The following is a 25,748-nucleotide window of genomic DNA, read 5'->3' as shown; positions in this document are numbered from 1 at the left end:
ACCCTGCCGTATGTGATGGATTATATGAATGTAATGTTGGTCGGCGGCTTCGCCATTACCGTGCAGAATGCGTTCAGTATCTTCGTCCGCAATGACGGTAATCCGAATCTGTCCATGGCGTCCCTGCTCGTGACGGCAGGAATCAATATCATATTGAACTACATCCTGCTATTCGTACTGGACTTCGGGGTAGCCGGCTCGGCTCTCGCCCTTGTGATTGGGGCAGCCATAGGGGCCAGCGTGCTGTCACTCCATTTTTTGCGAAAAGCAAGTACATTACGCTTTGTCGTACCCCGCTTGTCATGGACGCTGGCGAAGCAAACATTCACGATCGGCTTCCCCAGCTTCATCGCAGAGGTCGGAATCGCCGTGTTTACGGCAGGCTACAACATCGCTATGGTACGGTGGGCGGGAACGGTCGGCGTATCTGCCTTCTCGATTCTGAATTACGTCCACAGCGTCATGCTCATGCTGTTTCTTGGGATGGGCTCGGCGGTTCAACCACTCATTAGCTATTATCGGGGAGCGAAGCTCGTGGATCGCCAGAAAGCGACGATCCGCATCGCAGTTCGTACCGCCTTCGTTAGCGGTCTCGCTGTATTCCTGATCGGCCTTGTCTTCGCGAACGGTATCGTTTCGCTATTCGGCTCGTTCGCACAGGAAGTGCGCGAGATGGCCGTGACCGGCATTCGGCTCTTCTTCAGCGGATATTTGTTCATGGGCATCAACTTTGTCATGATGACGTATTTCCAAGCAACGGATCAGGTGAAGATGGCCACCTGGATTACGGTGGCCCGCGAGATGCTGTTGATGGTCGTCATTCTGTTCACCCTGCCGTACTGGATCGGTACGACAGGAATCTGGCTCGCGATTCCTCTATCGGAGTTGATCGTTATGTTGACGGTATATGCCTACGTGCGCCGTCGCTCTCGGAACGTGCTGATGGCCTAAATGAGAAAAAGAACAACTGCCGATGACAGGCCGTTGTTCTTTTTCCTCTCTGCTTTTACTTCACAGTCCCCCGACATAAGCCTTTTGCTTACGATAATCCCCAGGCGTGACGTCCATCACCTTTTTGAACATGCGAATAAACGACAAGGAGTGGGTGTAGCCGACTTTCACAGCAATGTCTTGAATGGACGCATTCGTTTCATCCAACCAATGCCTCGCATGACGAATGCGGAGAAGCGCCAAATAATCGACGAACTTTTCCCCCATCTCGTCCTTGAACAACTGACTGACATACTTGGTGTTTAATTGAAAATGGTCGCTGATCAGTTGCAACGATAAATTCGGATCCGCATACTGATCCTCAATATACGACTTAATGTCCAGAATCAACGTATGGCCGCTCCGCTTTTCTCGCATGCGACGAATATGAGCGAAGGCTTCCCCAAGAAGATCCCGAACGTGCAGCTTGACTTCATCCAGTGTTTCGAACTTCTCGACGGCCTCCGTCATTTTAGGATAGATGTCCGATTCCCAGAGTCCTCGGTATTCCTGCGCCATCTCCTTGAGCGATTGATTCAGATGATACTTTAAGTAATTGAGCGCAATGACGATCTCTTCCTTCGAGCTCAGGTTGTTTCGCAGATTCACGAATACCTCCTCGAAAATCGTCTCCCAGTCTTCATTGTTTTGTTTGAAACAAGAGGTAAGCTTGCGGATGATATCCAAATTCGGATAGATCGTACTCGTGGTTTTGGCTTTCATCTCCGTATAGAGGAACGTTCCCGCACCTCCGAGCACTGTCTTGTATTTCAATGCATGCGTTGCATCCTCATAGGAAAACGGGATCTCGCTCACCTCCTCCACTGCAGAGCCGATACCAGACGTAACCGAGAAATGAAGATGGTTTTCCACCCACGTGCAGAGCTCTTCMCCCATGTACTTCAGCGTACGTAAACCCGTTTCTTCATCGCTTGCCGTCCCATATAAGACGCCCAATCGTTCATTGGCGATCCACTCCGACCAGACGGGTGTGTCGTACTTACCGGCAATTTCATTCACGACACTCTTGACAACGAACTTAAGCAAGGTCTGATCCCGCTGCGTGTATGCGTTCGTGAACTCCTGATATTTATCGATTTCGATCACGGCCACAATCATAGTTCTTAACTTATCGGAACACCCTAAACCGCCCAGCTCCCCGCTCCATTCTTCCGCAGTTATCACCCGGCTGCCTGTGATCGTTTCCTGGAAAAAATATTGACGCCGATAGAGCAAATCCTCCTGATGCTGCTGATCGTATTTATTGGAATGGTCAATCAACCGATTCAGCGCATCCTCGATGAACCGAAACTCATCATTGCCGCCGGATGCAAGGAGCAGTTGGCTCCGCTGCATCGCAAATGACCGGATCTGTTCGACGATCACTTCCACCGGGCGATAGTTCCTTCTGGTGGCCGCGATCAGCCATACCAGACCCATGATCAGGGTTGCCGCCATAATCCCCAGCCAAATCCAATGAATCCGGGAAAACACATGAAACAAACCGCCGTCGCGAAGCCCGCTATGAATCGTCCAACCGGTATAGCCGGAGACAGCGGAATTGATCTCAGACCCGTTCTGAGGAGCACTGGCGTTCAGAATATCGATTCCGTTCTGATCCTCCAGTTGAATATAACTGAATTTGGAGTTGGACATGTCCAAGACGTACTTGGCGATCATCTTAACGCCCACGTTGACGACAACAAAGCCTCTCTCTCCACTCAGAAGCGGTACATTGCGTACCAGAGTGACGACTTTAGTCGATGGCTCGTCCGCGAACTCGCTGTACGAGCGTACCGGAAGCCATCTCGGCGGCGCGCCATCCCGCAATATTTGCCTTGCAAACTCTTGGTCGCCGAACTGGCTTAGCGGCATAATCGCGTTTTTGCTCAGTACCCTTTCATCTGCCGCACGGTACATATAGATCGAATCGGTGAGCGGCAGAGCTCCGATCGTTTCACGCAGTTTTTTGGACGGCACGACTAGACTTTCGAACGCTTCCTCCGGTGATTGGAAGTAATAGCCTTTCAGTTCATCGTTATAAACGGATTCCTTCATTATTTGCTGGTCAATGAACTCAAGTGTCCGATCCAATTGAACGAGCACTTGTTCCATGAACACCTCATTCGCCCGCTGAGCTTGTTCACGCGAAACATTGTTGACGATAACAAAGAAAATAATCGACAAACTGAAGATAACTAGGATAAAGATGGGCAAATAGGAAAGCAATAGCCGTATAAACCATTTACCCCGCATGCAAGGTCCTCCAGTAGGTGGCGTGTATGCTATCAGAATCGTTGAAAAATCAGTTTTGATCAATATACAACTTTCCGTCAATATACGATATTGTACCACCGTAAGGTGAGAGCCGCTATGAACCTGCMGCAGTAGACTTTCAAAAGAAATACGGAGCCTTCCTCGGAGGGCCCCGTATTCATGCATGGCTTATTTTACCTCGTACATATCCATGACCGTAACGATCTTACTTTTGTTATTACTGTAATACGTGTTGTACCACTCGTCAATTTTACCGCCGCCTGCTTTGGTCCACATATCCTTCGACGCTTGAGTAGCCTTTTCTACGCTATAGTCCTTTGTAACGATCGCCTTCGAGTACTCGTCTCCCAGCTTGGAGACGCTCTGATTGATCATGTTCAGTTCGTTCGGCAAGGCCGGCGCGTTCAAGAAGTAACCAGGCAATGGTGTTTGCGGATTCAAGTAGATTTTACGGGCGGTCTCCAAAATGGCTTTATATTCCTGGCCAGCGGCCGAATTCATGTCGATATCGGTGATGCGGGGATCACATTTGCGGGTAGCATCAGTCGGACTACTCACCATGGAATAATCACCGTACCAAGAAGTTTCCTTTTTGTTTTTCTCCGAGTCGATAGGGGCCGGACAGCCAGTGGCATCCAGTTTATAGTGTTCTCCCTCGAGTCCCCATTTGAGTGTCTTCACAGAGGATTCTTTATTCAGAAAATCGACATATTTGATGACGGAGATCGGATCTTTCGCTTTGGCGTTAATAACACCCGGAGTTGCTCCTGGCCCGGCTAGTGCCGGAGCAAACTGGCCGAACGAGCTCTTCGGCAGCACGATCGGAACGACCTGACCCTCAGGCACGTTCTTCTTGAACGCCTCGAACGTCGTCTTTACATCCGCCCATTGCATCGTATAGAAGCCCAGCTTCCCGTTTACAAAATCGCGCTTAGCCTTTTCCCCGTTCGCATCGGCAGCAAAGTCCTTATCGATGAGGCCATCCTGATACAATCGTTTCTTGAACTCGGCGACCGCCTCTTTCTGTTTCCAAGGATAGACCATTTTCCCGTCTTCCAAGGCATGGCCGGCGCCTGGCACGCCGAATATCCAGCTGAAAATATTTGAGTTGAATGCGCCCCCGAGCGACATTCCGAACGTGTCCTTCTTGCCGTTTCCATCCGGGTCGTTCTCCGTGAACGCTTTGGCGACGGCATACAATTCCTCGGTCGTCTTGGGCACTTCCAGATTCAGCTTCTTGAGCCAATCCGTCCGCACTAAGAATACCCAGTTGATGTCCGCCGGAACGAAAGCTCCGATTTCATACAGCTTTCCGTCGTCCTGGGTTCCCAGCTTTCGCAGAATCGGGTATTTCTTCAGCAGTGCCTTATATTCTACACTGTGCTTTTCGATGAGATCATCCACGGGCATTAATTGCTTCGACGCGTACCATGCGTTTTTGTTCAAGGCATCGTAATCCTGGATAAAATCCGGTGCAGAGCCTGAAGCGAGCAGGACGTTCAGCTTTTCTCCCGGATTGTTGCGCAGGATCGGCACGAAAGTAACGTCGGCTGGCCCGTTTTTGTTGATCCACTCGGTCCACCGATTTTTCTCATAAGTGCCTTCGTCGGGTGGGACGCGGCCTCTGTCGTAGACCATGACGGAAATTTTCCCTCTCTTTTGCGCCTCAGCCGTACTCGACGGTTCAGTCCCTTGTCCCTTGCTGCAGCCTGCGAGCATGGCTCCTCCTGCCAATGTGAGGGCAAGAGCCGATAGGATCGTTTTCTTTGTTTTCTTCATAGATAAGCCTCCCTTTTGTGATTATAGACTAGAATCGCGTTGTTGCTAGCTTTAATTCAAACAGAGCCAAGTGGGAATCGCCATACACATGTTTCGGTTCGTATACGATAATCCAGATCTTGCGCCCCTTTGGCGAAAATGAATATAGCCGATTCGGGCTTATGTGCAATAAGCTCATGGTTCCTGCGTCTATCTGATGTCCACCTCGACATCGTTGACCAACGCGATTGCATTTGTCCCGTCCGCAACTTGATTGCCTGCTATCGTGACATTCTTGCACGCCTGAAGCTGAATCGGATATGGCATGACGTTATGCACCGGATAGGAATTGGTTCTCGTGATGACATTGTTAACGAAGGTGATTCCGTCGATCGAACGGCCGTATACGATGCCGGTATCGAATGTGGCGAATCGATTGCCTTCAATCGATATATTGCGGTGGTAACAAGCCTCATGCGCCTCTGGATGCTCAATCTCGGGGTCGATATCAATGACGGCTCTTCCCCAGTCCGGACAGCAATAGTTGCAATCCAGGAAATCATTGTTGCGAATCATAACCTGTTTCACCGCCCCAGACTCATACCAGTAATTGGCGTCTCCAGAAATTTTGATGCCGGCTCCCGGTGCGCTGATCGTATTATGTTCTAGCAGCACGTTTCCGGATGTGGTGATCAAGAAGCCACGGGCGCGGTTCGCCCTCACGGTACAGTTAACGATTGTCAGGTCGGGGTTCCAGGATGCATTCCCGATCACGTCATGGACTTGCACGTCGCTCGGCAGCGGTTCTTCGAAGGTCATCAACAGATAGTCCTTATTCAAGGCCACCACGTCTTTGACCGTGGCAACCGCGTATGTAAGCAGCGAATCACGGCGAACGAACTCGATCGTATCCCCAGTCTCGGCGATCGGAATGCCTTTGGCCATCCTATGAACCAGTTCGATCAATAATCGGTCGTTGCTGAGATGCTCTGCAATTCGGGCATAGATACCGTGAACGTTGCACGGATCGTCCAATTGATTCTCGAACAAACAATGGTCGAGGATGACCTGCCCCCGACAGTTTACGAAATGAGTGGCATCGGCAGCGGCGGTGACCAGACGGTCTGTCCCAGGTCTAAGCATGACATGGAATGCCTGCAAGCGAATATGCGTGCATTTCTGTGCGATGAGTCCCATTCCCGGAGCATGATGGACACGGATCGATTCCAAGCGGATGTGTTCCCCGCCATGGATGAAGAAGGCCGGGTCCTCTCTTCTGCCGAATCGCAGGACGACCCTGTTTCTCGCTTGCGGCAGCTTGATGTTGTCGCCACGATACGTAATCACGCCTGCAGCTGCTTCCTCGATGCGTAATTTGCGGTAAGCGCTCCAGCTCAGCCTGTCACCGCTTTGATAAGCAGGCGCCTTCTTCTCATAGTCGAATTCGTTCAGTCCCCATACCCTTTCCCATTTCCCGCCATACTCGAACCACACGGCGTTGTTCTCCACTTTATAGTTGGCGTCCTCGGGCAACCGGATATCGAACGATTGTGCGTCGACGCGGCAGACCGTGCCTTGGGCAAACATCGGTTTCTCCCAATCGATCACGAGGTTGCGAATCGTGGCTTGGCTGCAGGCTTCTATGACAAACGGAGTGATCGGACCATGAAAAATAAATTCCGAGCCTTGTCCGTCTATCGTTAACCCGCTCCTGCTAGTCAAGAGAAAGGCTATGCGCCGCAATCCGTCCTGATCGTGATTGGAAATAAACAACTGCTTCTCATACGCTCGGTCTGGCCAAAAATGATAGACACCCTGCGGAAACACGAGTGTTGCGTTATCGACTTCCCTGCATGACTCTAGCGCCGATCGTACGGCTAATGTGTTGTCAAAGCCTCGTTCCGGCTTCGCCCCGAACTTCTCTGCGTGAACAATCATGTTGTCATCCCCCCGTACCCTTCATAAGCCCAACCGCTCTCACCCAGCTCGTTCCAGCAACTGACGGCATAAGTCGGCGACCGGGAAGAATCTACGTTCCAGTAATGACAATAAGTGGTTGCCTCCCCCTCCCACAGCAAGCGGAAATCATTCTCGTCCTTGTAACGAACATACAGCTTGTACCCGTCCACTCCGAGCATTTGTCCCCATGTGAGCTCTGTTGCCTTTCCTGCGTCTCTTCGGACTCGCAGCCCTTGCGGGACCGATGGTGGTAGGTTGCTGTAGTACACCGGATAATCTGCGGACGGCTCGCTTTCCTTGGTCCCGATAAGAGCCGTTATTCGGACATGCTGCTTCTGTTGTCCGTTCGCATGCAGACGGTACTTGCAGTCATTCGTCGTACCGACACCTATCCAATACTCTCCATGGTCAGAGCTCATTTCGATGCGGTAAGAGGCCGCCCCGGCTGATTCCTCCCAATGAATGACCACCCCGCCTGCAACCTGCACCGCTTTCCTGACTTCAGGAACCATCGGAACAGCAGCTTCCGACCACTCAAGGACATAGGACCCTTTCGCTTCAAGAGACACGATGATTTGCCATCCATCGTTCTTGTCGGTTTGAACCGGTGCAGCCATTCCGTTGATATACATGCCGAACTCGCCGCCTGTCGGATCGTTCGGCATCTGAATCGTCACGGTGAGGGGGCCGCTTGTTTGGCACCGACCGTGGAAACGCCCTTCCGGATCAAAGGTTGCTTGAACCGAGCCTTCCGATTGTCCCTCGACGGATATCCCGAACGAGTCGCAGCGGATGTGACTGCCGGAGAGGATCGCGAGCGTCATCCCCTCCGCCCGCCTCCTGATCCAGCCTGCCCGACCCTCGAAGGCGCACCCCGCTTCGTTCCAGCGGAACGGCTTCTGCCTGCGAAATATCCTATCGTCGCCATGCTGCGTCATGATGGTGCACCCGTACGCCGTTGGCTGCGGCTTGACCGACTCGTACGGCGTAATGACCGTCATGAAATCCCCGGTACCGTCCAGCCACATGCCCTTGGTCATATCGGTGGACAGCTCCGTTCTCTTCGTCACGTTCCCGTAGACGGGATGGATGTGCGGGAACGTTCCTTCCTTATGTACAAACCAGGAGAATCTCCGATAGACGGAGGAATTGAACACCGCATCGTACACGACGATATATTCGGTACCAACCATCAGGACGCTTCTGCTCGCATACTCGGGCCAAGCGTACGCATCTTCCTGTGCCGACACGATTTCTGCGAACGAAACCATTCCTAAGTCGACCAGAGGACGATGAAGGCTGTTCGGACCGATGGACCGGTAGGCTCCCTTCTTGAAGATACCGAAATTCGTGCATAAATCGGTATCGGCCAAGCGGGCATCCCCTACGTCCTCGTGACCGTTATGGCTGAACGCCTTCCCTCCGGCATAGTAATACAACATGCCGCATCCACCTTGACCGCTGATTCCCCAGCGGTAGTTGTAGCCCTTATCCAACTGCTGCAGCATGACGAACGCCTCTTCCGGTGTGCCGACTCCCTGCCTGAGTACGATCCCGTACCCGGTATATTTGCTACTGGCTAGCTTCGGCCTCGTGCCCCGATTCGGAGCATACCGCTTCTGCATGAACGTCCATGCGGAAGCTGGAGTTGCCTCGAAGTCGGCATCGTCCGGCGAGGTCGCCCACAGAATCGCTTCCGCCGTCATCGGATCGTACTGCATCAGCTCATGGCCGAGCTGACGGAAGCTCCATGGCGGCACTCGGCGCCACGCATGGGCCCCTTGCGGCAGCAGCAGTCTGGTCGGCTGTACGACCCCTGACTGTACATCTATGGAAGGACTGGCCAAGCTGTCCAGAATCCAGCGAGCCAGCTTCGGCATCTCTGCGGTCAACAAGTGGTTGTTTCCGGTGTAATAATAGTGCAGCATAAAGGCGGTCTTCATCACAGGCTTCAAGAAAGCCCATACGTAGCAAGCTACGTTCTCCGTCCACCTTCCGCCCCTAGCATCGATCTGCTCCTGATCGGCCCGCGTATGAACCCGCATGTTCCATTCCAGCGACCGGTCGAACTGCTCGACCCATTCTCGGGCACAGGGATGGTCCGGGAAGAACACCGCCATCAACGCCGGGACCCCTCTGACGTCGGACAAGAAATTGGGGTGTCCGCCGAGCATCGTGTGCAGCGGCATGTAATCCTCCGAGGCGTGCAAATAAGCCATCAGCAAATACATGCCTGTAATTCTCCGCTTTACGTCCTCGATCATTTGCCCCCTGAGACGGTGATAGGCGTCGATCCATTCGTCATAAATGGCGCGCGTCGGTACCGGTGAGAAGCCCTGATCCTGACGAGGACCATACAGCGCGAGTCCATTCACAAGCTCGCTGTTTCGCAGCATGTTCTCCAGCTCGTCTACCGTTGCGATCGAGCCCGTCTGGAACATAGGCTCGGGATAGGCGCCGTCATCCGGATACGTAAGCACCCAATCTTTGATTTTCTCCAGACTGAGCAGACTGTACCACTGTTGAAGCCATAGCGTATGCGAGCTCGGCCCTCTCGGACATGCCTGACCTTGGTCGGCTGCTTCCTTCCATATGCTCTCCAGCCGCTCGACCTCTGCCCTATCCAGCCGATGGTCATAACAGCAAACCGCCGTAGATCGGCAACCATTACGGATCGGGTGCTTCCAGCTCAACCGGTCGTCCCGATAGCGGAACTGAACGGCGAGACGTCTGCTGGAGCTCCATATACTGTATTGTCCATCGTTCCACTGTTCCGGGTTGCGAATATAGATGCCGACACTGTCCATTGTCCGGCTGTCCCAGAATGTCGCCATGTTCAATCTCTCGAAGCCTTGCCATGGCTCGTATGGAAGCAGGCAGAACGGCAGCAGTGGATCGCCGGAGTCATGGACTCTAAGTTCAATGTGCGTGTCCGTCACCTGCCTGTCGATCGGCTCGAATGGATACCGCTCGAAGCCTTCGAGCCCATCGTTCCGATTGAAAGGACGGTTGGGCGCATACCGGTGGGTAGGATGGAATTGATTCCATTCCGTCATCAAATGAACATCGTCCTCGTCGCGGAAGCCGTCCATCTGTTCGTCTACCTCGACGAAATCCATCCCGCTTATCAGCTTCAGCGTTGTGACGTAGACAGCTTCATCCACAACACACGTGATCTTGGCGACCACCTGAAGCGGGCCATTCTCGACAATGTCGCATTTCATGCTACCCTTCGATACGGTATGAAGATAGGAAGCTCCTTGCCATACGCCGTTTCTACCGATCCGGTAGATGAGCACATGCTCGGATAGGCTAACGGACGGACTGGTCGACGTTTCGCAAGGAATAGCTAGCTGGATACGTCCGTTGTCCATGATCCACGAAGCGTTCTCCAGGGTGCACCGCACCCTGGAATGTTCCTCTTGCTCCCGCCCCGCCCATGCCGGTTCGTCGACCTCCGACAGTTCAAAGACGCGTCTCCCACCCGAAGGCAGATCGGTCATGAACCGGAGATGAACCTCAGCTCCGCGCCCAGATTCTTCAGGAGGGGACAGCTGAAACATGATACGTTGACCGGTATCCTTGTCGGTTAAACAAAGCGTCGAAGGGTCCACTCGGGAATCAAGAACTAATGAATAGCTAACCAGCGTCGTCGGCCAGTCGAAGTACGGATGATCCAGCACATCTTCGATGACGATGATTAGTGGAGTTCCGTTAAAGTGTAAGGTTGTCATCATGTTCTCCCTGAAGGTTAATCTCTCGCTTCCCACAATATAGGGGTGGCCGCTGTTGGCGCCGTAGAGCATCGTATCGTGAAGTGCGTAGCCGTCATGTCCGTAATCCACACATGCCCCATATTTCCCAGAGGAGTCGGAGAGGCGTATGCAGGCAAACTGCCTAAACCGTGTTCCACGATGACTGAATCCTGCAATGCGCCGATCGTAACCGTCCCGTGCTTGATCGAGCCGATATAGCCGAACGGGGACCATACCCCCGGAGTTCCACCTGTGATGCAGACATGGCCGATAGGCTTCCCCCTCCCCATGTCCTTGCTCCATATAATGGACATCGGCGAATATGTCCCTACCGTAGGAATCACGGTACCGTAACGTTGGATCGCTCCGGCCATCGTGAAATCACTGCTTATTTTCCCCGCTGCTGCTGCCGTCACGGTCGCGTCATAAGTGATCCTCTCCGCCGTGTTCGGGCAGTCGAAACTGTTGTTCATGATGTACACATTGCCTGTCGGATTGCTTCTGATTCGGAACGCGCATAGGCTCGAGCCCGTCTTGATCGAGTTGCCGCTAATGAGGCCTGAGCCGATGCTGATTCCGATCTGGCCGTTCACATCCTCGAACGTGTTCCCTGTGAACACGAAGGATTCGATCAGCTTGATCGAGTTGGAAGCAGGGTCGGAAGCGGTAAATCCGCCTTGCTGGAAGCGGTTGCCGGATATCGTACAATTGCTGGCTTGCAGGAGAACCTTGCAATCGCTTACCATATTGCCGGAGACGGCGGCATTCGAAGCCGCTATGCCCGGGTAATGCGAGACGGCATGCCTGACCCCTCTAACATGATTTCCCGTGATCGATACCTTCTCCACAACAGCTTGGTTGGTTAGAAACTGGATGCCTTCTCCGTCCGTCACGTTCTCGACTGTGTTCCCCGTAATCGAACTCTCGCCACCCGGATTACGCGTAGGGTTATTCGTGAGGGAGTTGTCCATCCGGATCCCGGCGGTCTTGACATTCATGATCGCATTGCCGGATATGGTGAAATTCGAAATGCTGGCGAGCGCGATTCCGTACCGCAGGTTCTTGAATGTATTGCCGCTAATGACCAAATTATGAAGGTTGTGTTCGCTAGTTCCCGTCACTTCTTCATTCGAATTGATCCCGCCGCCGATCGAATTGGCGAGGCCGTACGTACTCACACCGTCGTACAGGAAGTTGCCGATGACCTCGCCATTGTACATGCCTTCCGGGCTGCCGGCGTGCTTCAACAAGATCCCGTCGCCGTTATGGTGATGGATCCGGTTGTTCGCTACGCGCCAATTCCAGCTCCCGCCGATCCGTATTCCTTCTTCGCCTAAATAATAGACGTCGTTGCCTTCCACCGTGAAGTTATTGCAGTGTTGGATATTCATAGCGTCCGTCCGATAAGAGATGTCCAGATTCGACACCTTGAATTTACTCGAATTCTGGATATTGAGCCCATGCGCTTGTTTGGAGAACATCTTCGTCGTTTTCGAGCTGGAGATTTTCAGATTGTCTACGAAGAAGTCGCTGCAAGCTTGAAAAGTAAGCACCGTAATCGTATCAGAAACGTTATCCAGAAATAATTCCGCCTTCGTTCCAAGCAAGCTTACCCGGATTCCCGTTAGCGTGAACCCGTCCGTGACTCGGTATTTCCCGTTCGGGAAATGCAGAATGCCTCCGTACGGGAATGCGGCCGCTACGTGACCAATCGCAGCACGGATCGCCTCCGTATCGTCGGTCGCTCCGTCTCCCTTCGCCCCGAACCAACGAACGTCGATCGTATCGTCCGCCATCAACCGCTTGAACCGGGCGCCGGACGCCGACACGACGATCGTCCCTGTATTGTCAGCCGACGTGGAATCGGGCAGATCGACACGGAAATGACCCTCCATCCCTTCATCCCGAACATAATAGAGAAAGTCCGGCTCGGGCATGGAATTGGCCCGGATCTCGGCAATCGTAGTCGACACGACCAGATCCGCCGCTTTCAGGATCGGAACCTTTCCCTTGCCAGTAACCCCTCCATACACGGATTCGGTAACCGATCCTTCCTCTTTCCCGTAGACAGCTGACGCACCTGGGAGCATGCTGCCTGCGGCAATCGCCGCGCCAGCCATGCCGAAAGCGGCCAACAGTTTTCTGCGACTTACCTTGACGTCCTTTTCCAGCGGACGGTCTTGGTCCAACCGACTATCTACATCTACATGCTGCTCCATCTTTTCATTCGGCATCTGAATTCCTCCTTCATATTGGGGGCTTCCCACTCTACCTTCTCATCGACCAGCTCCACACCCTATGCCGCCATCTGCTCTGCTCCGTTGTCCCTACATTCCCCCTTTCCATACGTTCTCTGCGGTCGAACCCCTACCCTTTGATCGACCCAATCATGACGCCTTTAACGAAATATTTTTGTAAAAACGGGTAGACGATTAACATCGGAACCAGCATGGCGATGACGCCTGCTGATTGAATCGACTGCGGAGTGACGGACTCCATCATGTCCTCGCTCAGTCGTCCTTCCGTAACCTGTTGGGCCAGCTGGTTGTTCATGATCATCTGCTGCACCAACACTGTCAGGTTGTGCTTTTCGGAGGAGTTGATATAAATCATGACACTAAAAAACGAATTCCAATGGCCGACAGCATAGAACAAGATGAGCGTGGCGATCACCGGCATCGACAGCGGCAGCATGATCTGCATGATCAACCGGGTTTCACTGCATCCATCGATTCGGGCCGCGTCCTCGAGCTCGCCTGGAATATTCTCGAAAAAGGTTTTTAGGACGAGCAAATTGTATACCCCGATCAGGCCGGGCAGCCATAAAGCTCCATACGTATTGACCAGTCCCAAGCTCTTGATCAGCAGATAACTCGGAATAAGTCCGGCTGAGAATAACATGGTGAACAGAATCATCAAGGTTAGCGGTTTCCGGCCATAAAAATATTTGCGGGATAGCGGGTAGGCCGCCAGGATCGTAAACACCAAATTCAGGATCGTTCCGACAACAGTAATCTGAACGCTATTCTGAAACGCATGCACGATTCTCGTTCCCTCGATCAGCAGCTTATACGAATCGAAGGTGAAGCCGACCGGCCACAATCCGACGAATCCGGACAGGACGGCATGCTCCGAACTTAAAGAGAGCGATAAGATATGGATAATTGGCACGATACAGCTGATCCCGAATAACCCGAGCAGCACGTAGTTCATGACATAGAAGATTTTCTCGCCGAATGTAGGTTTCATGTCGATTCTCCTTTACCAGAGTCCCTGGTCGAATTTACGGGCGATTCGGTTCGTGACCAGCACAAGCACCAGCCCGACTGAAGAGGTGAAAAATCCTAGAGCGGTCGTCAGACTGAATTGTCCACGCCCGAGACCGACTTCATAGCTCCACACGCTGATGACATTGGAAATGTCGCTCACCATCGGATTTTTGAGCACATAGATTTGATCGAACCCGACATCCATCACATTCTCCATCGAGAGGATCAGCATCAGCACGATGACCGGCGCAATACCCGGCAGTGTAATATGCCAGATCTGCCTTAACTTGTTGGCCCCGTCCAAACTCGACGATTCGTACAAGCTCGGATCGATATTAGCGAGCGCCGCCAAATAGATGATGGCCCCAAATCCGACTCCCCTCCATATTCCCGAACCGAGATAAATGCTAAGCCAGGACGACTTGTTATACAGAAACTGGATCTTTTCCCCGCCCAGTGCAACGATGATTTTATTAATGATCCCCTGTTCCTGAGCGAAGATCAGGACGATGAACGAGCCGACGATGACCCAGTTCAAGAAATGCGGCAAATAGACGAGCGTCTGGATGATACGCTTATAGACCATGCGTCTGATTTCGTTCAACAGAATCGCTAGAATAATCGGAAAGGGGAACGAGACCACGATCGTCAGCACGCTTATGAAAAACGTGTTCTTGATAATGTTGAGCATCATCGGGCTGTTGAACAGAAGCCGGAAGTTGTCCAAGCCTGTCCAAGGGCTGTGAAGAATACCTTCCGCCATGTTGTAGTCCTTGAAGGCGATAATCAGTCCCCCCATCGGGATGTATTTGAACGTGATGAAGTACACCAGAATGGGGGCGAACATGATCATGAGCGGCACGTTCATGTTGAAGCGGCGCCTTCGTCGGAGTTTCTCCCCCGTAATGCGAACAGCTGCAGGCTGCTGAATGATGGTTTCTTTGGTTTTGTGAGGATTCATCTGCTTTTCTCCTTTTCTCCTTATCCGTGGGATTACGATGGTTGGGCTAGCTCTAATTCAAGCGGAACGCTGGAGGAAATGCCATACACACGTTTCGGATCCGTATACGATAATCCAGTTCCAGTGTGGTGTGGGCGAAATTGTATATAGCAGAAAATCGTCTATTAAAAAACCTGACTGGGAGATCACAGATCACCGGTCAGGTTCATTGGCGTAGGCATTCAGTTAAGCGCGTGGAGAGGGTAAGGGAGAAGATTCCGCTTCTCCCCCCCCCTCCCACACCCTCTTTCGTTCTTCTTTCGTATTAGGAGTTACGTCTTTCGTACGCTCCGTGCTCGGTTTTGCGGGCAGGGTGAATACTATCCACCAGCTTCAAGTTAGTCGAAGAAATCGACTAACTTGCCCACATACACCCGCCACAACCTTGAGTTAGTCGAATTAATCGACTAACTCAGACCCCAACGCTTCATCGCAGTAAAGCACTTACTATAATAAAACCTGACCGGGAGATCACAGATCACCGGTCAGGTTCATTGGCGCAGGCATTCCCTTCGCGATCGACGTCGAAATTCACTTGATTGACATTGTAACTGCAGACACAGGTGCTGCCCGGTCACTCCCGCCACTTCAGCGAGCTCTAGAAGTATTCGTTGTTGCATAAGCGTTTATTATGAATGGAAAAGATCTGTAGGATCTCGGACAGGGATGAATATCCCTGTTTTTTATGCGGTTTGTTAAGGGCAGCCGCACAGCGAACGACTATACCTGCAAAAAAGGAGCCGATCATCATGGCAGCATGGCGACCGGCTCCTTCACTTAGTTTCGACATTAATTGTCATGCAGGTGTTTAACGCAATCGTAAAGCAAATATTCCCGCTTCTCATCCTTATACGCGATAGTCGTTACCGAAGTATTGCGCAGTTCGTTACCGGTAGACTCGTCCTGCATCAGCTCCTTTAGGGTTTGCCCCAGAAAATATCCGTGCGTGACGACGAGAACCTTTTTACCGGCAAACCGCAAAGCGATATCCCGGGCAAAGCTCATTCCGCGGGCACGCATCGACTCATGGGTTTCCTGGCCCATATCAAGCTGTCTCCAATTTTTTCCCCACCGTTCAATTCTTTCTGATTCAATCGTATCAGCAATCTTTCCTCTGTCCATTTCTCGCAGCCGTTCATCGAAGAAGTCGACAGGCTTGCCTATCGCAGCGGAAATAATTTCTGCTGTTTCGCGCGCTCGCCGTAAATCGCTGGAAATAAATACATCCCACTGCTCTTCGGAGAGTCGCTTGGCAACTAATACCGCTTGCGCTCTCCCCGTTTCATTCAGCGGATTTTGAGTGTGACCCTGCGCTCTGTTCTCAATATTGTGATCGGTAATGCCGTGTCTGACGAAAGTAATCGTGGTCATCGAATATCTTCTCCCTCTGCAATCTCTATATCATCCGTTTCCAGCACTGACGCCGGCCGCAAGGATGGAAGTCACCGATAACGTCTCCCCTTTTTTCGGGTAATAAGTTTTAACGCCTCTCGTGTTTTGCGATTCCGGATAACGGCTGTGTAGCGTAATAACCACTTTGGGTGCAATCTGTTCGATCATGTCGGATATCGCCTCGGGATGGGCGTGCCCCCCGTTGGACAATGAATGGCCGGTGATGCCGAACGTCTTCAAATATTTGGCCACATCAGCATGATCGAGCTTGACGCTGTAATCCGATTGAATGAAATGCGACCGCTCCTGCAAATCGCCGAGTGTTTCCAATTCAATCATATGRGCAAGGTCGGGAAATTTGAAGAAGTATACATACTCGTACTTTTGTTCGGCCATTTCTTCCAGAGAGATCGTTTCATAGGGAACCGCTATGCCTTCCTTTACCGTTACGTCGACGATTCGGATCGCTTCGTCAAGGGCGGGATGGCCATCGAGAATACGCAAGCCTTCGCGGTTCGCGGTATGCCAGATGACGGCATGAGAAGCCTCCATCACAACCTTCCGCCCTTTCGCCGCCGCAATAGCGATCATGTTGGCCATTCGCTCCAGGTCCCGCGGTGACATCTGCAAGTACACAAGCCCGTCTGCTTTGCCTACGATTTCCAAGAAACGGGACAGCAGCTCATCCTCCGTCATCTGATAGGACAACACGGCGGACGGGTCGGAAGTAAGACGTGTTCCTTCCGTAATCAGCAAGTCGACCTGTCTGTCGCGGCACAACTCGATGAACCGGTCGATCCGTTCCGGATGCTTGCCTTGACGGCGCCAATCACCCGTATAGGCGATTTTGTGGGTGCCATCGTCAATAATAATGCCCGCCGCACCTGTCGCATTATGATCCATCTCGACAATTTGCATCGTAAATTCCCCAAAATCGATGACGCTCAAATCGTCGCAGGCTTTTATCTGTGCTTTGGTATCCGGGCTGTGGCCGCCCGCAACCATGCCCCGGAACAAGGAATGGGCGTCGAAGTTCATATACACGGGGATATTCGGGTGAACATAAGGAAGTACCGCGATATGATCCGTATGCATGTGTCCGATAAACAGACTGAGACTCTCGAATTGAGGAAATTCACGGTCGCCCCATGCACGCCGTACCATTGCCGGATCCAGTCCCTTCATTTGCTCGGGATCGTACAGCTCAAGCAACGGCGCGGTCATTCTGCCGAGCAAATATTGACGCAGCTCCCGCCCTGGTGTCGCGCCTACCGGTTCATACAGTGTCAGCTGCTTAGGGAACAGAAGGCTGCTGTGCTCGACTCCGAAATCGAATAAAACAGCCTGCTTCCCTTTACCGTAAAGAACCTGGACGCCCCCAGACTTACCTACGCCGCMAAAAAAAATCAATTGCCCTTCATGCAAAACGACCGCCTCCCGATTCTTTATGATAGCTATAATTAAGCATGTATATCTTCTTCTAATGAAAGTATTGCTCCATACTCGCGTAATTTTCGTCTTATAATTTGAACATCTACATCTTCCGGAGCAATATTTTGTTGTACAGCTAATGCAGCCCCGATACCTACTCCTTCGCCAACCGCCATACAAGTAGGCATAACTCTTGATGAGCCGAACACAACCGGATCCACACTTATACAACGTCCACTTAACATAAGTCGTTTAACATCTTTAGAAATAGTTGCCCCATAGGTTATCCCATAAGGACCCGCAAGTGACCTAATAATGGTTGAATCACCGGAACCACTATGAATATCAATAATATATGAACCTAAAGCGATGGTATCATTTGGAATGACTCCATTTACAGCAGCTTCTTCACGTATCATTTGCTTGCCTATTATTCTCCGTGTTTCCCGAATACCCAAAAATGGTGCTATAGAGGATAAATAAATATTCTCAAAGCCAGGTATATGTTCTTTTAGCATATTAATGAGAGGTATAATTTGTAGGTTTGATTCAATTTCACCTCTACTCAACTCTTCAATTTTTGTGCCGTCAAAGTTCAATATACGAATACAGTTTAAAGCAATATAGCCTTCTCTAGGCAAATTAATATAAATAATTGTATCCCGATCAATAGGGCACTTTCCTTCTTTTCTGAGTTTTGAAACCGTGTTTTTTAATCCGACAAATACATGATTTTCACTTGCTCGCAAAAACTCAGCTGTGTAACCAGGACGTATTTTCATTGATGATCCATGTTTTAATTCTTCCGGGTGTTCTTCCAAATAATCCATAAACTTTTCTAAATTAAAGCCTCCTACTGTAAACATTAACGTAGGTGGCTGTGTTTCTCCATTCGCATATTGCCCCTTTTCGAATTCGGCTCCCGCCATAAATGCAACATCACCATCACCTGTCGCATCAATAAATACATCAGCAAAAATTTCTATTTCTTTTCCTTTTCCTTTAACAATAACTGACTTTAGTTCACCATTTTCAACAGTCGTTCCAATAATTTCACAATGCAATAAAGGCCGTACCCCATATTGCTTAATTTTTTCAAAGACAACGATTTTCATTAAATTAGGGTCAATCACTGTAGTTGAATTATGCAATGGACATTCTCTATGTCCGAATGATCCACCCAATTCTACCAAACGATCAACAATCTCTTGTGGTAGCCCCTTTGTTACCTGGCGACCTTGGGCATCCAAAAAAGCTAGTAATGGCAACCCTATAGTCATGTTCCCGCCTAAAAAGCCTTGACGATCAACTAAAATTGTCTCTGCTCCTTCACGCGCTGCTGAAATTGCTGCGCCAACCCCTCCGGAACCACCACCAAGAACAAGAACTTGAGTATGAATTACTTGTCTTTCAGCACGATTTTCCATATAATCCTTCTCTTCCTTTTATCATTGTTTGTGTTGTTCGTTTCACGACTTCAGTTGCTCTTTTCTTAACTCATATTTCATTATACAAAGGCCAAACACGACCCCATTCAATACGAACCGTGTTTGGCTTCTGTAATCTTTAATAATCAGTGTCTAATTCCCTATCGAGGATTCTATCTAAATAGACGCTGGGGGAGCTTCTAAAACTTTCCCAACTGGTTTCTTGATGATTCGCCGGTGTCCAATAATGTCAGGCAGTATTGGCCGATCTCGTATCCAACCTTTGCTAAAGAGTCTTTTATAGGCTCGGGCAAGCCGTTAAACTCCTTATGCGTCTCGTAGGTAAAATCGCCCGCGTACCCGATCTCCGCAAGCACCGGCATGATCGAACCCCAGTCTACGCTGCCGTGGAACGGAAACATATGCTCATCTGAGTTGCCGTAATTATCGTTAACATGAGTCGCCTTAAGTCGCTTGCCAAGCGTGCGGAGCGCCGGGCGCTGATCCTTGTATAGGAAATTGGCGTGACCGAAGTCCCAGCATGCGCCTACTCGAGGCTCGCCCCATACGTCGATCAGCGCAGCGAGCTCGGCCGCATGGCTGGCAAACCGCCGCTTTGACCTTTCCCCTTCAATCATATTTTCAAACGCGATACCGACATTGTGATTGACGGCAAGCTCGACAATAGGAGAGAAATGCTCCACATTGTCCTTGATACATGCATCCACGTCCAGCGCGGTTTTCGCCCTGTCCTCTTGGGGATGTACGACCGCCCATTTCACGCCGAGAATGGAACTGGCGATAATGGAACGGCGCATCATCTCATGGTACACCTCGAGCCGCTCCGCCGTCTGATCATTCACATGTCCCGGTAAAAATACAGGATGGGACTGCGTAAACTCGATACCCAGCTTCTCGGCCTCATCTCGGAGCTCATGCATCAATTGCTCCCAGTTGTCACTGACAAGATCGGTTTGGCCCGTCAGCGCTCGGCAAAAATTAATGTCCACCACATCATATCCTGCTGTCGCTAACCTTCTAATCGACTCTTTATAAGGCGTATAGCCACCTGACAAGGTTAGGCTGAAAGTGCYTGTTGTCGTTGAAAGCCTCAAGGTTGATCATCCTTTCGAAAAAAATTGCTGGACTGCTAAGACTGCATGATTTTATTTCGAGCCGTTATTTGCCAATTGTAGCAGTGGCTTTATTGATTTCCTCGTCTAGTTCTCTCAATACCACATTCACATCGTCCGGGCCCTTCAGGAAGACATCAAACTTTTTCGTAGTGAGAGGTTCGGCGATTTCCCTGTTTAAGTAGATCGGGTATTTCACCGGTTTGCTTTTCACAATCCCCGCAATGTTTTTATCTTTCAAGGAAGGATCGCCCTGCCCGAACGCTTTCCTCACGACTTCGCTCTTAAGCGGTGATATTCGGCCGGATTTGGAAACGTTCATTTGCACTTCATCGGAAGTTAACACCTCGATCACCTGAAGCACTTGATCCATGTGTTTGGTTGTTGGAACAGCTCCAACCATATAAACAGTTGAATTTCCATAAATATTCGGTCTATCCTTGAAGAACGGAATCTGTACGACATCCCAATTAAGTCCCTCCGCCGCTTTAAGCTGTGAGAACTTGCTGGTTTCATTCATCATCGCAACCGTGCGGTCCTTGATGAACCCGTTCAATCCGTTCTTATTCGAATCTTTCGACGGTTCATTGCCGGGAATCGAATAGATTTGCTTCCCCAATTCGAACACACGTTTCCAGCTTTCACTTGACGTAATCGCCTTCTCCGTTTTGCGGTCAATATACTCCAGCCCGAGAGGTTGAGCCAGTCTCACGATACTCCCTACGTCCCAACCTCGATACTGAACGCCGTTATCGACCCGTGTCACCTTCTTGGCAAGCTCCAAGGCATCCTCCATGGTCATCCCATCCTTCGGATAAGCAACGCCGAATTTATCGAAAATGTCCTTGTTGTAATACAACGCATGAAATCCGGTTTCAATTGGCAAGCCGTATAATTCGCCCTTTTCAGTCGCTGCATATTGAATATCGTCCAAGTAGTTTTGCTCGAACCGGTTCAAATCCACTTGATTTTTCTGGAAAAGCGGTTTCATATCCATGTTAATGGCCCGATCTTTTAATCCCGGCATGTTGCCGTTAAATGAAATGTAGAGATCCGGAACCTGGCCGGAAGCAATTAGGTCATCGTACGCCTTAAACGAGCTGGCACTCATGAGCTCTAACGTAATATGGGGATACTTCTTTGTGATCGGCTCGATGTACAGCTGCTTAAATTCTTCGGTAATCGGCAAATGTACGGCAAACTTGAGCGTAACGGGCGTCGTATCCATGACCTTCGCCGGTACGGGCTGTGGGGTGCTTCCGCTCTTCTCCTCCGTTTGTTCCTGCCCGCAGCCTGCCAGTACTGCAGTTCCTAAGATTGACAGGCTCAGCAATAAAGAAATCCTCTTTCTTTTCAATGTGCTTTTCAAAGTTACAACCTCCATTTTTAAAGTGTAATATTTGCCTATCCCCCCATTTGTCTATTAAGCAGTTTGAGTATATCAATTCAAGTCGCATAATCTGTTAACTCTACGTAAAGAAATTGTAAATCGTATTTTTATTTCAGTAGAACATCATTTTTAACTCTTGAACATACAGTATTCATTCATTTATAATATATTTTATTTCAATTCGAGGAGCCGATGCTTCATTATGGATGCGCAAGCTTTATGGAACCAGCAGCTGCTGCTGRCTTTTCACTTTTATTTCGAGCGCAAGGAACAATTTGAAATGCACGCGGACACTTATCCTGTATGGGTGATGTTTGCCGTTGAATCGGGGAAATTCCGGTTTCGAATCGGTGCAGAAAGCGGAGAGGCAAGCGCCGGAGAGCTTATTTATTGTCCCCCAGGCTTCACATTTCATCGTGAAATGGTGTCGCCATTGGGACTCCATTATATCGGTTTCGAATTTGCCGCTAACCAAAAATCGGAGCTCAAGCCGCTGCTGCCATTCGTTAAATCGCATCCAACGGACGGCAGACGGCTGTTTTCGGACTTCGCCTATTTGCGCAAGCTCCACCTCGCGGTCGATCCGCGCAATGTCCAGCGCAAACAAATGATTCTCAATGATATATGGCAACTCACATGCGAGGATTGGGAAGACGAGCATCTAAAAGATAAGCTTGATCATCTTCCGAATTCGGAAGATGAGCTGATGAACCGGGCGATGGAATGGCTCTATCGGCACGCCTATTCTCCATTCGGCATGAACGAGCTATCCGGCCTGCTTGGACTTAGCCCCGTCCAGTTTACTCGCCGTTTCCGGAGATCGTTCCACATGAACCCGTCAGAATTCGTCCGATCTTTGCGCATACGTAGGGCAGCTGGACTTCTGCTTGATACCAAGATGACGCTGGATCAGATCGCCAGCCGCTGCGGCTACGAGAACGGCTTCTATTTAAGCCTCGTGTTTGCTAAAAGTATGGGAATGAGGCCCTCAAAATATCGCGAAATGAATCGGCTATAGGGGGCCTCGTTACCCATGAACTTGCAAAAGCCTACCTCAATGCGCAAAAAGAACCGGTCATCATGTCAGCATGGAACCGGCTCTTTTAACACCAAAAAGATTAAGCTCGCTAAGAAGACTTCGTTTGAAACTTTTCTTAATTTGTGTTCCGGCATAAATTCCCAGATAAGTGTCTAACGCAATCATAAAGCAAATACTCCCACTTTTCGTCGTTATACGCGATCGTGGTGGCGGACGTATCGCGCAATTCGTTACCGATTTTGGCGCTTCTTCTAGCTATAAACAAATATAGGTCAAGGTTCTTGAACGTAAAGAAAAATTCTCGCCCTTCTTTGGCATAATGAACGTTACATCACCTTCCTTCGAGGTAAACCGATCTTCCCTGAAAGTATGAGTCATGCTCCATCACCTCCGTTTGAGTTCTCCATGCATCCTCAGTAGCCCTGAGAATCTTGAATATTATTTTATAGAATCATCGTGTACTACTACGGACGACACAAACTTACGTCTTTTACAACACTGAAATTTGCGTATGCTAAAGCCAGCCATCGTGGCCGACTCTCATAAGAAAAACGTCCTAAGATGAAAACAACTGGTCTAGGCAAGAGCATGAAAACTAACTTTGAAGTTCCGTCGTAATTTCCGCCTATCCGAAACTTTCGTCGGGAATGTACCCAAGTTCTTGTCATCAGTAAAAGACAAGAACTTGGGTACATTAAAACAAAAGCCGCTAATTTCACGACTTTTAATGTACCTATGTTCTTGTCTTCCGACACTTATCTATCAATCGATGAATTCGTTTCATCCTCACGGTAGCCCCTCTGACGCGGTGCCGTCTATAATCGGAACCGGACTTTGATACTGGAGAGGCAGGGATAATCCTCAGAGGACTATGGCTGCACCGGCGGCTCGGACCATGATTATTCCCCTACCGCGTAGGCTCAAATCCCAGTTCGGCCTTGATTTTTCGCATATCGAACAAGGGTGCTTTCTCATGACCTTCTTGCTGATAGTACGAGCTGTCCACGTTCTTATACTGTTCGCCGAAAATACGATCCAAGGTCTCTCTAACGGGATGATCGCAGCACGCCTGCTTCCCGACCACATTATATGTACGGGCACCATATTGCAGCGGAGCATCAACAGCCGTAGTAATCGCCCGAACCACATCGCTCATCAGCAACTTGCTTAAATTGGCGAAGGGGGTGCTCAGGGGTGTATCCCGTTTGACCTCGCTTCGAGCCCAGGCCTCTTCGTTCTCTACAACAGAGCCTAAGCGAAAATTAACAAAATCCGTAGAGGGGGCCCTTCGGCTGAAATATCTGTTTAGCTCTTCGACCATAGCTTTTGAGGCTCCGTATGCATCTGTGGCCAAGCAAGGATGATCGTCCGGTATCGGCAGCTGCAAAGGAAAGAAATGGCGATCCAGGCAGCCGACGGCTGCAATCGAGCTGATCGAGATAAATTTGAGGCAGCCCCGATCGAGTAAGTATCGGAACAACCTACGGGTTCCCAGAATATTCGTACCGAAGATTTCGTCTTCGGAGAAGCCGGTTTGCACAGCCGCCAGATGAATCACCGTCTCAATCGGATATCCATTCAACTTGCATAAATCCTCATAGGAATCGAAGTTGCCTTGGACGAAGGGAGCGTCAACCAACGGACGCTTCCGTGAGAAGAGGACCAGTTCATGCTCATCAATCATGGACTCTATTAGTTTTGTGCCGATTTTGCCGGTCGCTCCTGTTATTAAGATCGCCATATAAAGACTTCCTTTCCGATAGAAATTTAAGTTTTTTTATATATTATATATATCACTTTAGGCTCTGAGTAATGTTTATTACTCATGAGTTATGCACGTGCAACGAGTGTGGAAGAGGCAGCGGACCATTTCGTCGTGAGTGTAGCTTTCATCATCACTCGTTTTTTCTTTGTTCATTTCCCAGGGGGTAAAACCTAGTATTGTATCTGCGGTAAAGAAGAGTTCCAGATGAGCATGGTGATGCTCTTCCGTTGTAGAGTGACAATTCGCTAAGCCCAGGTCCTGCTTGGCGCGGCGGAAGAATGCGCGTCGAAGATCGGGTTCATCACTTGTCGAAGCGCCTGCTCGAGGAAGCGGTCCATCACGGTCGGGATACCGAGCCATTTGACTCAACAAATTGCTTCATATTGTCTTCAACCGAGACTGATTTGAATGCTGAGCGTACATAGCAAAAACCGGCCTTAGTAACTAAGGTCGGTTTTAGTAAGTAATGACATATGATTAAGCCAAAGTCAAGTCAGCTCTGCAAAGCATGGATCAGATCATCGGCATTATATACGAATCCGAAGGCAAGAGCCACCCGCCATAATCCCAAGCATGCAAGACAACGATAGCTGAATGCGAAATACTTAATGGTAAATCGGCCTTTTTCCAACCACCGAACCCCTTCGCTGGTACGTCCAAAGTACCTGATTCCGATCTCTCTCTCACTTTCATTATTTCTAACCCCCTGTTTCCTTCCCATATTCGGATTATTTAAGAATGGCAAATTAACCAGTATCGTTGCTCTAGCATAGGTTACTTTGGCTAGTAGTAAGATTAAAATACTAGTTACGAGCCTCAATAGATTTCGTCTATTTCCTAATGACCTGTGCCATAGCCAGCCTCAGCCTTTCATAAACGAACGGCTTCATGCCGGTGTTGGTTCGGGAAGTGTAGCGGGAAATATCTATAAGCAGATCGTACATAGGTTGGGAGCTATGATGACCGGACACAACACTTTTCTTAATTTGAAAAAGAGTGTTAATTTCCCGCACGCGGGAGAACAGAGTATCCGGTCGGGTCATATACAACACTGTCGATTCGGGAAAGTGCAAGGTACGGAGCAATTCCAAAGCGAGCGTTCCATTAAACTCCACCCAATGAATCGTCCATGGTTCCAGCACGGCCCTGTATCGGTGAGGAAC

The 25,748-nt window shown here is 50.1% G+C and carries 15 protein-coding genes and 2 pseudogenes; 2 read left to right on the top strand and 15 right to left on the bottom strand.

The genetic code is table 11. The features are described from left to right. The coding region (locus AC1DWB_RS25025; RefSeq protein ID WP_477543817.1) for an MATE family efflux transporter at positions 1-951 on the top strand (951 nt) is incomplete at its 5' end. Between the two features lie 60 nt (positions 952-1,011). Here AC1DWB_RS25025 and AC1DWB_RS25020 read toward each other — a convergent pair. From AC1DWB_RS25020 to AC1DWB_RS24965, 12 genes are all read right to left on the bottom strand, one after another. Next, positions 1,012-3,246, bottom strand: coding sequence for a helix-turn-helix domain-containing protein (locus tag AC1DWB_RS25020; RefSeq protein ID WP_477543816.1), 2,235 nt, complete (start codon positions 3,244-3,246; stop codon positions 1,012-1,014). A gap of 189 nt (positions 3,247-3,435) precedes the next feature. Beyond that, positions 3,436-5,046 (bottom strand): type 2 periplasmic-binding domain-containing protein, encoded by a 1,611-nt coding sequence (locus tag AC1DWB_RS25015; protein ID WP_477543815.1) that lies wholly within the window; start codon positions 5,044-5,046, stop codon positions 3,436-3,438. 189 nt (positions 5,047-5,235) lie between these two features. Next, a complete protein-coding gene (locus AC1DWB_RS25010; protein ID WP_477543814.1) occupies positions 5,236-6,963 on the bottom strand; it encodes a right-handed parallel beta-helix repeat-containing protein in 1,728 nt (575 codons plus the stop codon). Continuing rightward, on the bottom strand, positions 6,960-10,829 hold the full coding sequence (locus AC1DWB_RS25005) for a hypothetical protein (protein WP_477543813.1): 3,870 nt from the start codon (positions 10,827-10,829) through the stop codon (positions 6,960-6,962). Before AC1DWB_RS25005 ends, AC1DWB_RS25010 begins: the two co-directional genes overlap by 4 nt. Then, positions 10,736-12,973, bottom strand: a complete 2,238-nt coding sequence (locus AC1DWB_RS25000) for a right-handed parallel beta-helix repeat-containing protein (RefSeq protein WP_477543812.1) — start codon at positions 12,971-12,973, stop codon at positions 10,736-10,738. The genes AC1DWB_RS25005 and AC1DWB_RS25000 overlap by 94 nt, the downstream gene beginning before the upstream one ends. Positions 12,974-13,106: 133 nt before the next feature. Further along, positions 13,107-13,988 carry a carbohydrate ABC transporter permease gene (locus tag AC1DWB_RS24995; protein ID WP_477543811.1) on the bottom strand — a complete coding sequence of 294 codons (882 nt, stop codon included), beginning with the start codon at positions 13,986-13,988 and terminating at the stop codon, positions 13,107-13,109. A 12-nt stretch (positions 13,989-14,000) separates the two neighbouring features. Then, complete coding sequence (locus AC1DWB_RS24990) at positions 14,001-14,969, bottom strand: ABC transporter permease (RefSeq protein WP_477543810.1); 969 nt, start codon at positions 14,967-14,969, stop codon at positions 14,001-14,003. Positions 14,970-15,797: 828 nt separating this feature from the next. Next, positions 15,798-16,379 (bottom strand): histidine phosphatase family protein, encoded by a 582-nt coding sequence (locus tag AC1DWB_RS24985; RefSeq protein ID WP_477543809.1) that lies wholly within the window; start codon positions 16,377-16,379, stop codon positions 15,798-15,800. A 30-nt stretch (positions 16,380-16,409) separates the two neighbouring features. Beyond that, positions 16,410-17,825 (bottom strand): MBL fold metallo-hydrolase, encoded by a 1,416-nt coding sequence (locus AC1DWB_RS24980; RefSeq protein ID WP_477543808.1) that lies wholly within the window; start codon positions 17,823-17,825, stop codon positions 16,410-16,412. A gap of 35 nt (positions 17,826-17,860) precedes the next feature. Next, positions 17,861-19,258, bottom strand: a complete 1,398-nt coding sequence (locus tag AC1DWB_RS24975) for an FAD-dependent oxidoreductase (protein WP_477543807.1) — start codon at positions 19,256-19,258, stop codon at positions 17,861-17,863. A gap of 200 nt (positions 19,259-19,458) precedes the next feature. Further along, positions 19,459-20,373 carry a sugar phosphate isomerase/epimerase family protein gene (locus tag AC1DWB_RS24970; protein ID WP_477543806.1) on the bottom strand — a complete coding sequence of 305 codons (915 nt, stop codon included), beginning with the start codon at positions 20,371-20,373 and terminating at the stop codon, positions 19,459-19,461. Positions 20,374-20,437: 64 nt separating this feature from the next. Further along, positions 20,438-21,724 carry an ABC transporter substrate-binding protein gene (locus AC1DWB_RS24965; RefSeq protein WP_477543805.1) on the bottom strand — a complete coding sequence of 429 codons (1,287 nt, stop codon included), beginning with the start codon at positions 21,722-21,724 and terminating at the stop codon, positions 20,438-20,440. Between the two features lie 259 nt (positions 21,725-21,983). Between AC1DWB_RS24965 and AC1DWB_RS24960 the strand changes: the two genes are divergently transcribed. After that, the gene (locus AC1DWB_RS24960) at positions 21,984-22,799 is read left to right on the top strand and encodes a helix-turn-helix domain-containing protein (protein ID WP_477543804.1); all 816 of its coding nucleotides are present in this window, start codon (positions 21,984-21,986) and stop codon (positions 22,797-22,799) included. A 928-nt stretch (positions 22,800-23,727) separates the two neighbouring features. On the opposite strand, the gene AC1DWB_RS24955 is transcribed toward AC1DWB_RS24960, so the two are convergent. The 3 genes and pseudogenes from AC1DWB_RS24955 to AC1DWB_RS24945 all read right to left on the bottom strand — a co-directional run. After that, a complete protein-coding gene (locus tag AC1DWB_RS24955; protein ID WP_477543803.1) occupies positions 23,728-24,561 on the bottom strand; it encodes an NAD-dependent epimerase/dehydratase family protein in 834 nt (277 codons plus the stop codon). 296 nt (positions 24,562-24,857) lie between these two features. Continuing rightward, positions 24,858-24,950 (bottom strand): annotated as a pseudogene (locus AC1DWB_RS24950) (reverse transcriptase domain-containing protein); the annotation flags it as partial. Positions 24,951-25,415: 465 nt separating this feature from the next. Beyond that, positions 25,416-25,748 (bottom strand): annotated as a pseudogene (locus AC1DWB_RS24945) (hypothetical protein); the annotation flags it as partial.

The organism is Paenibacillus sp. P4_E11, from assembly GCF_056401635.1.
The sequence above is the reverse complement of the archived record's forward strand: the minus strand, read 5'-3'. Positions and strand labels throughout refer to the sequence as shown.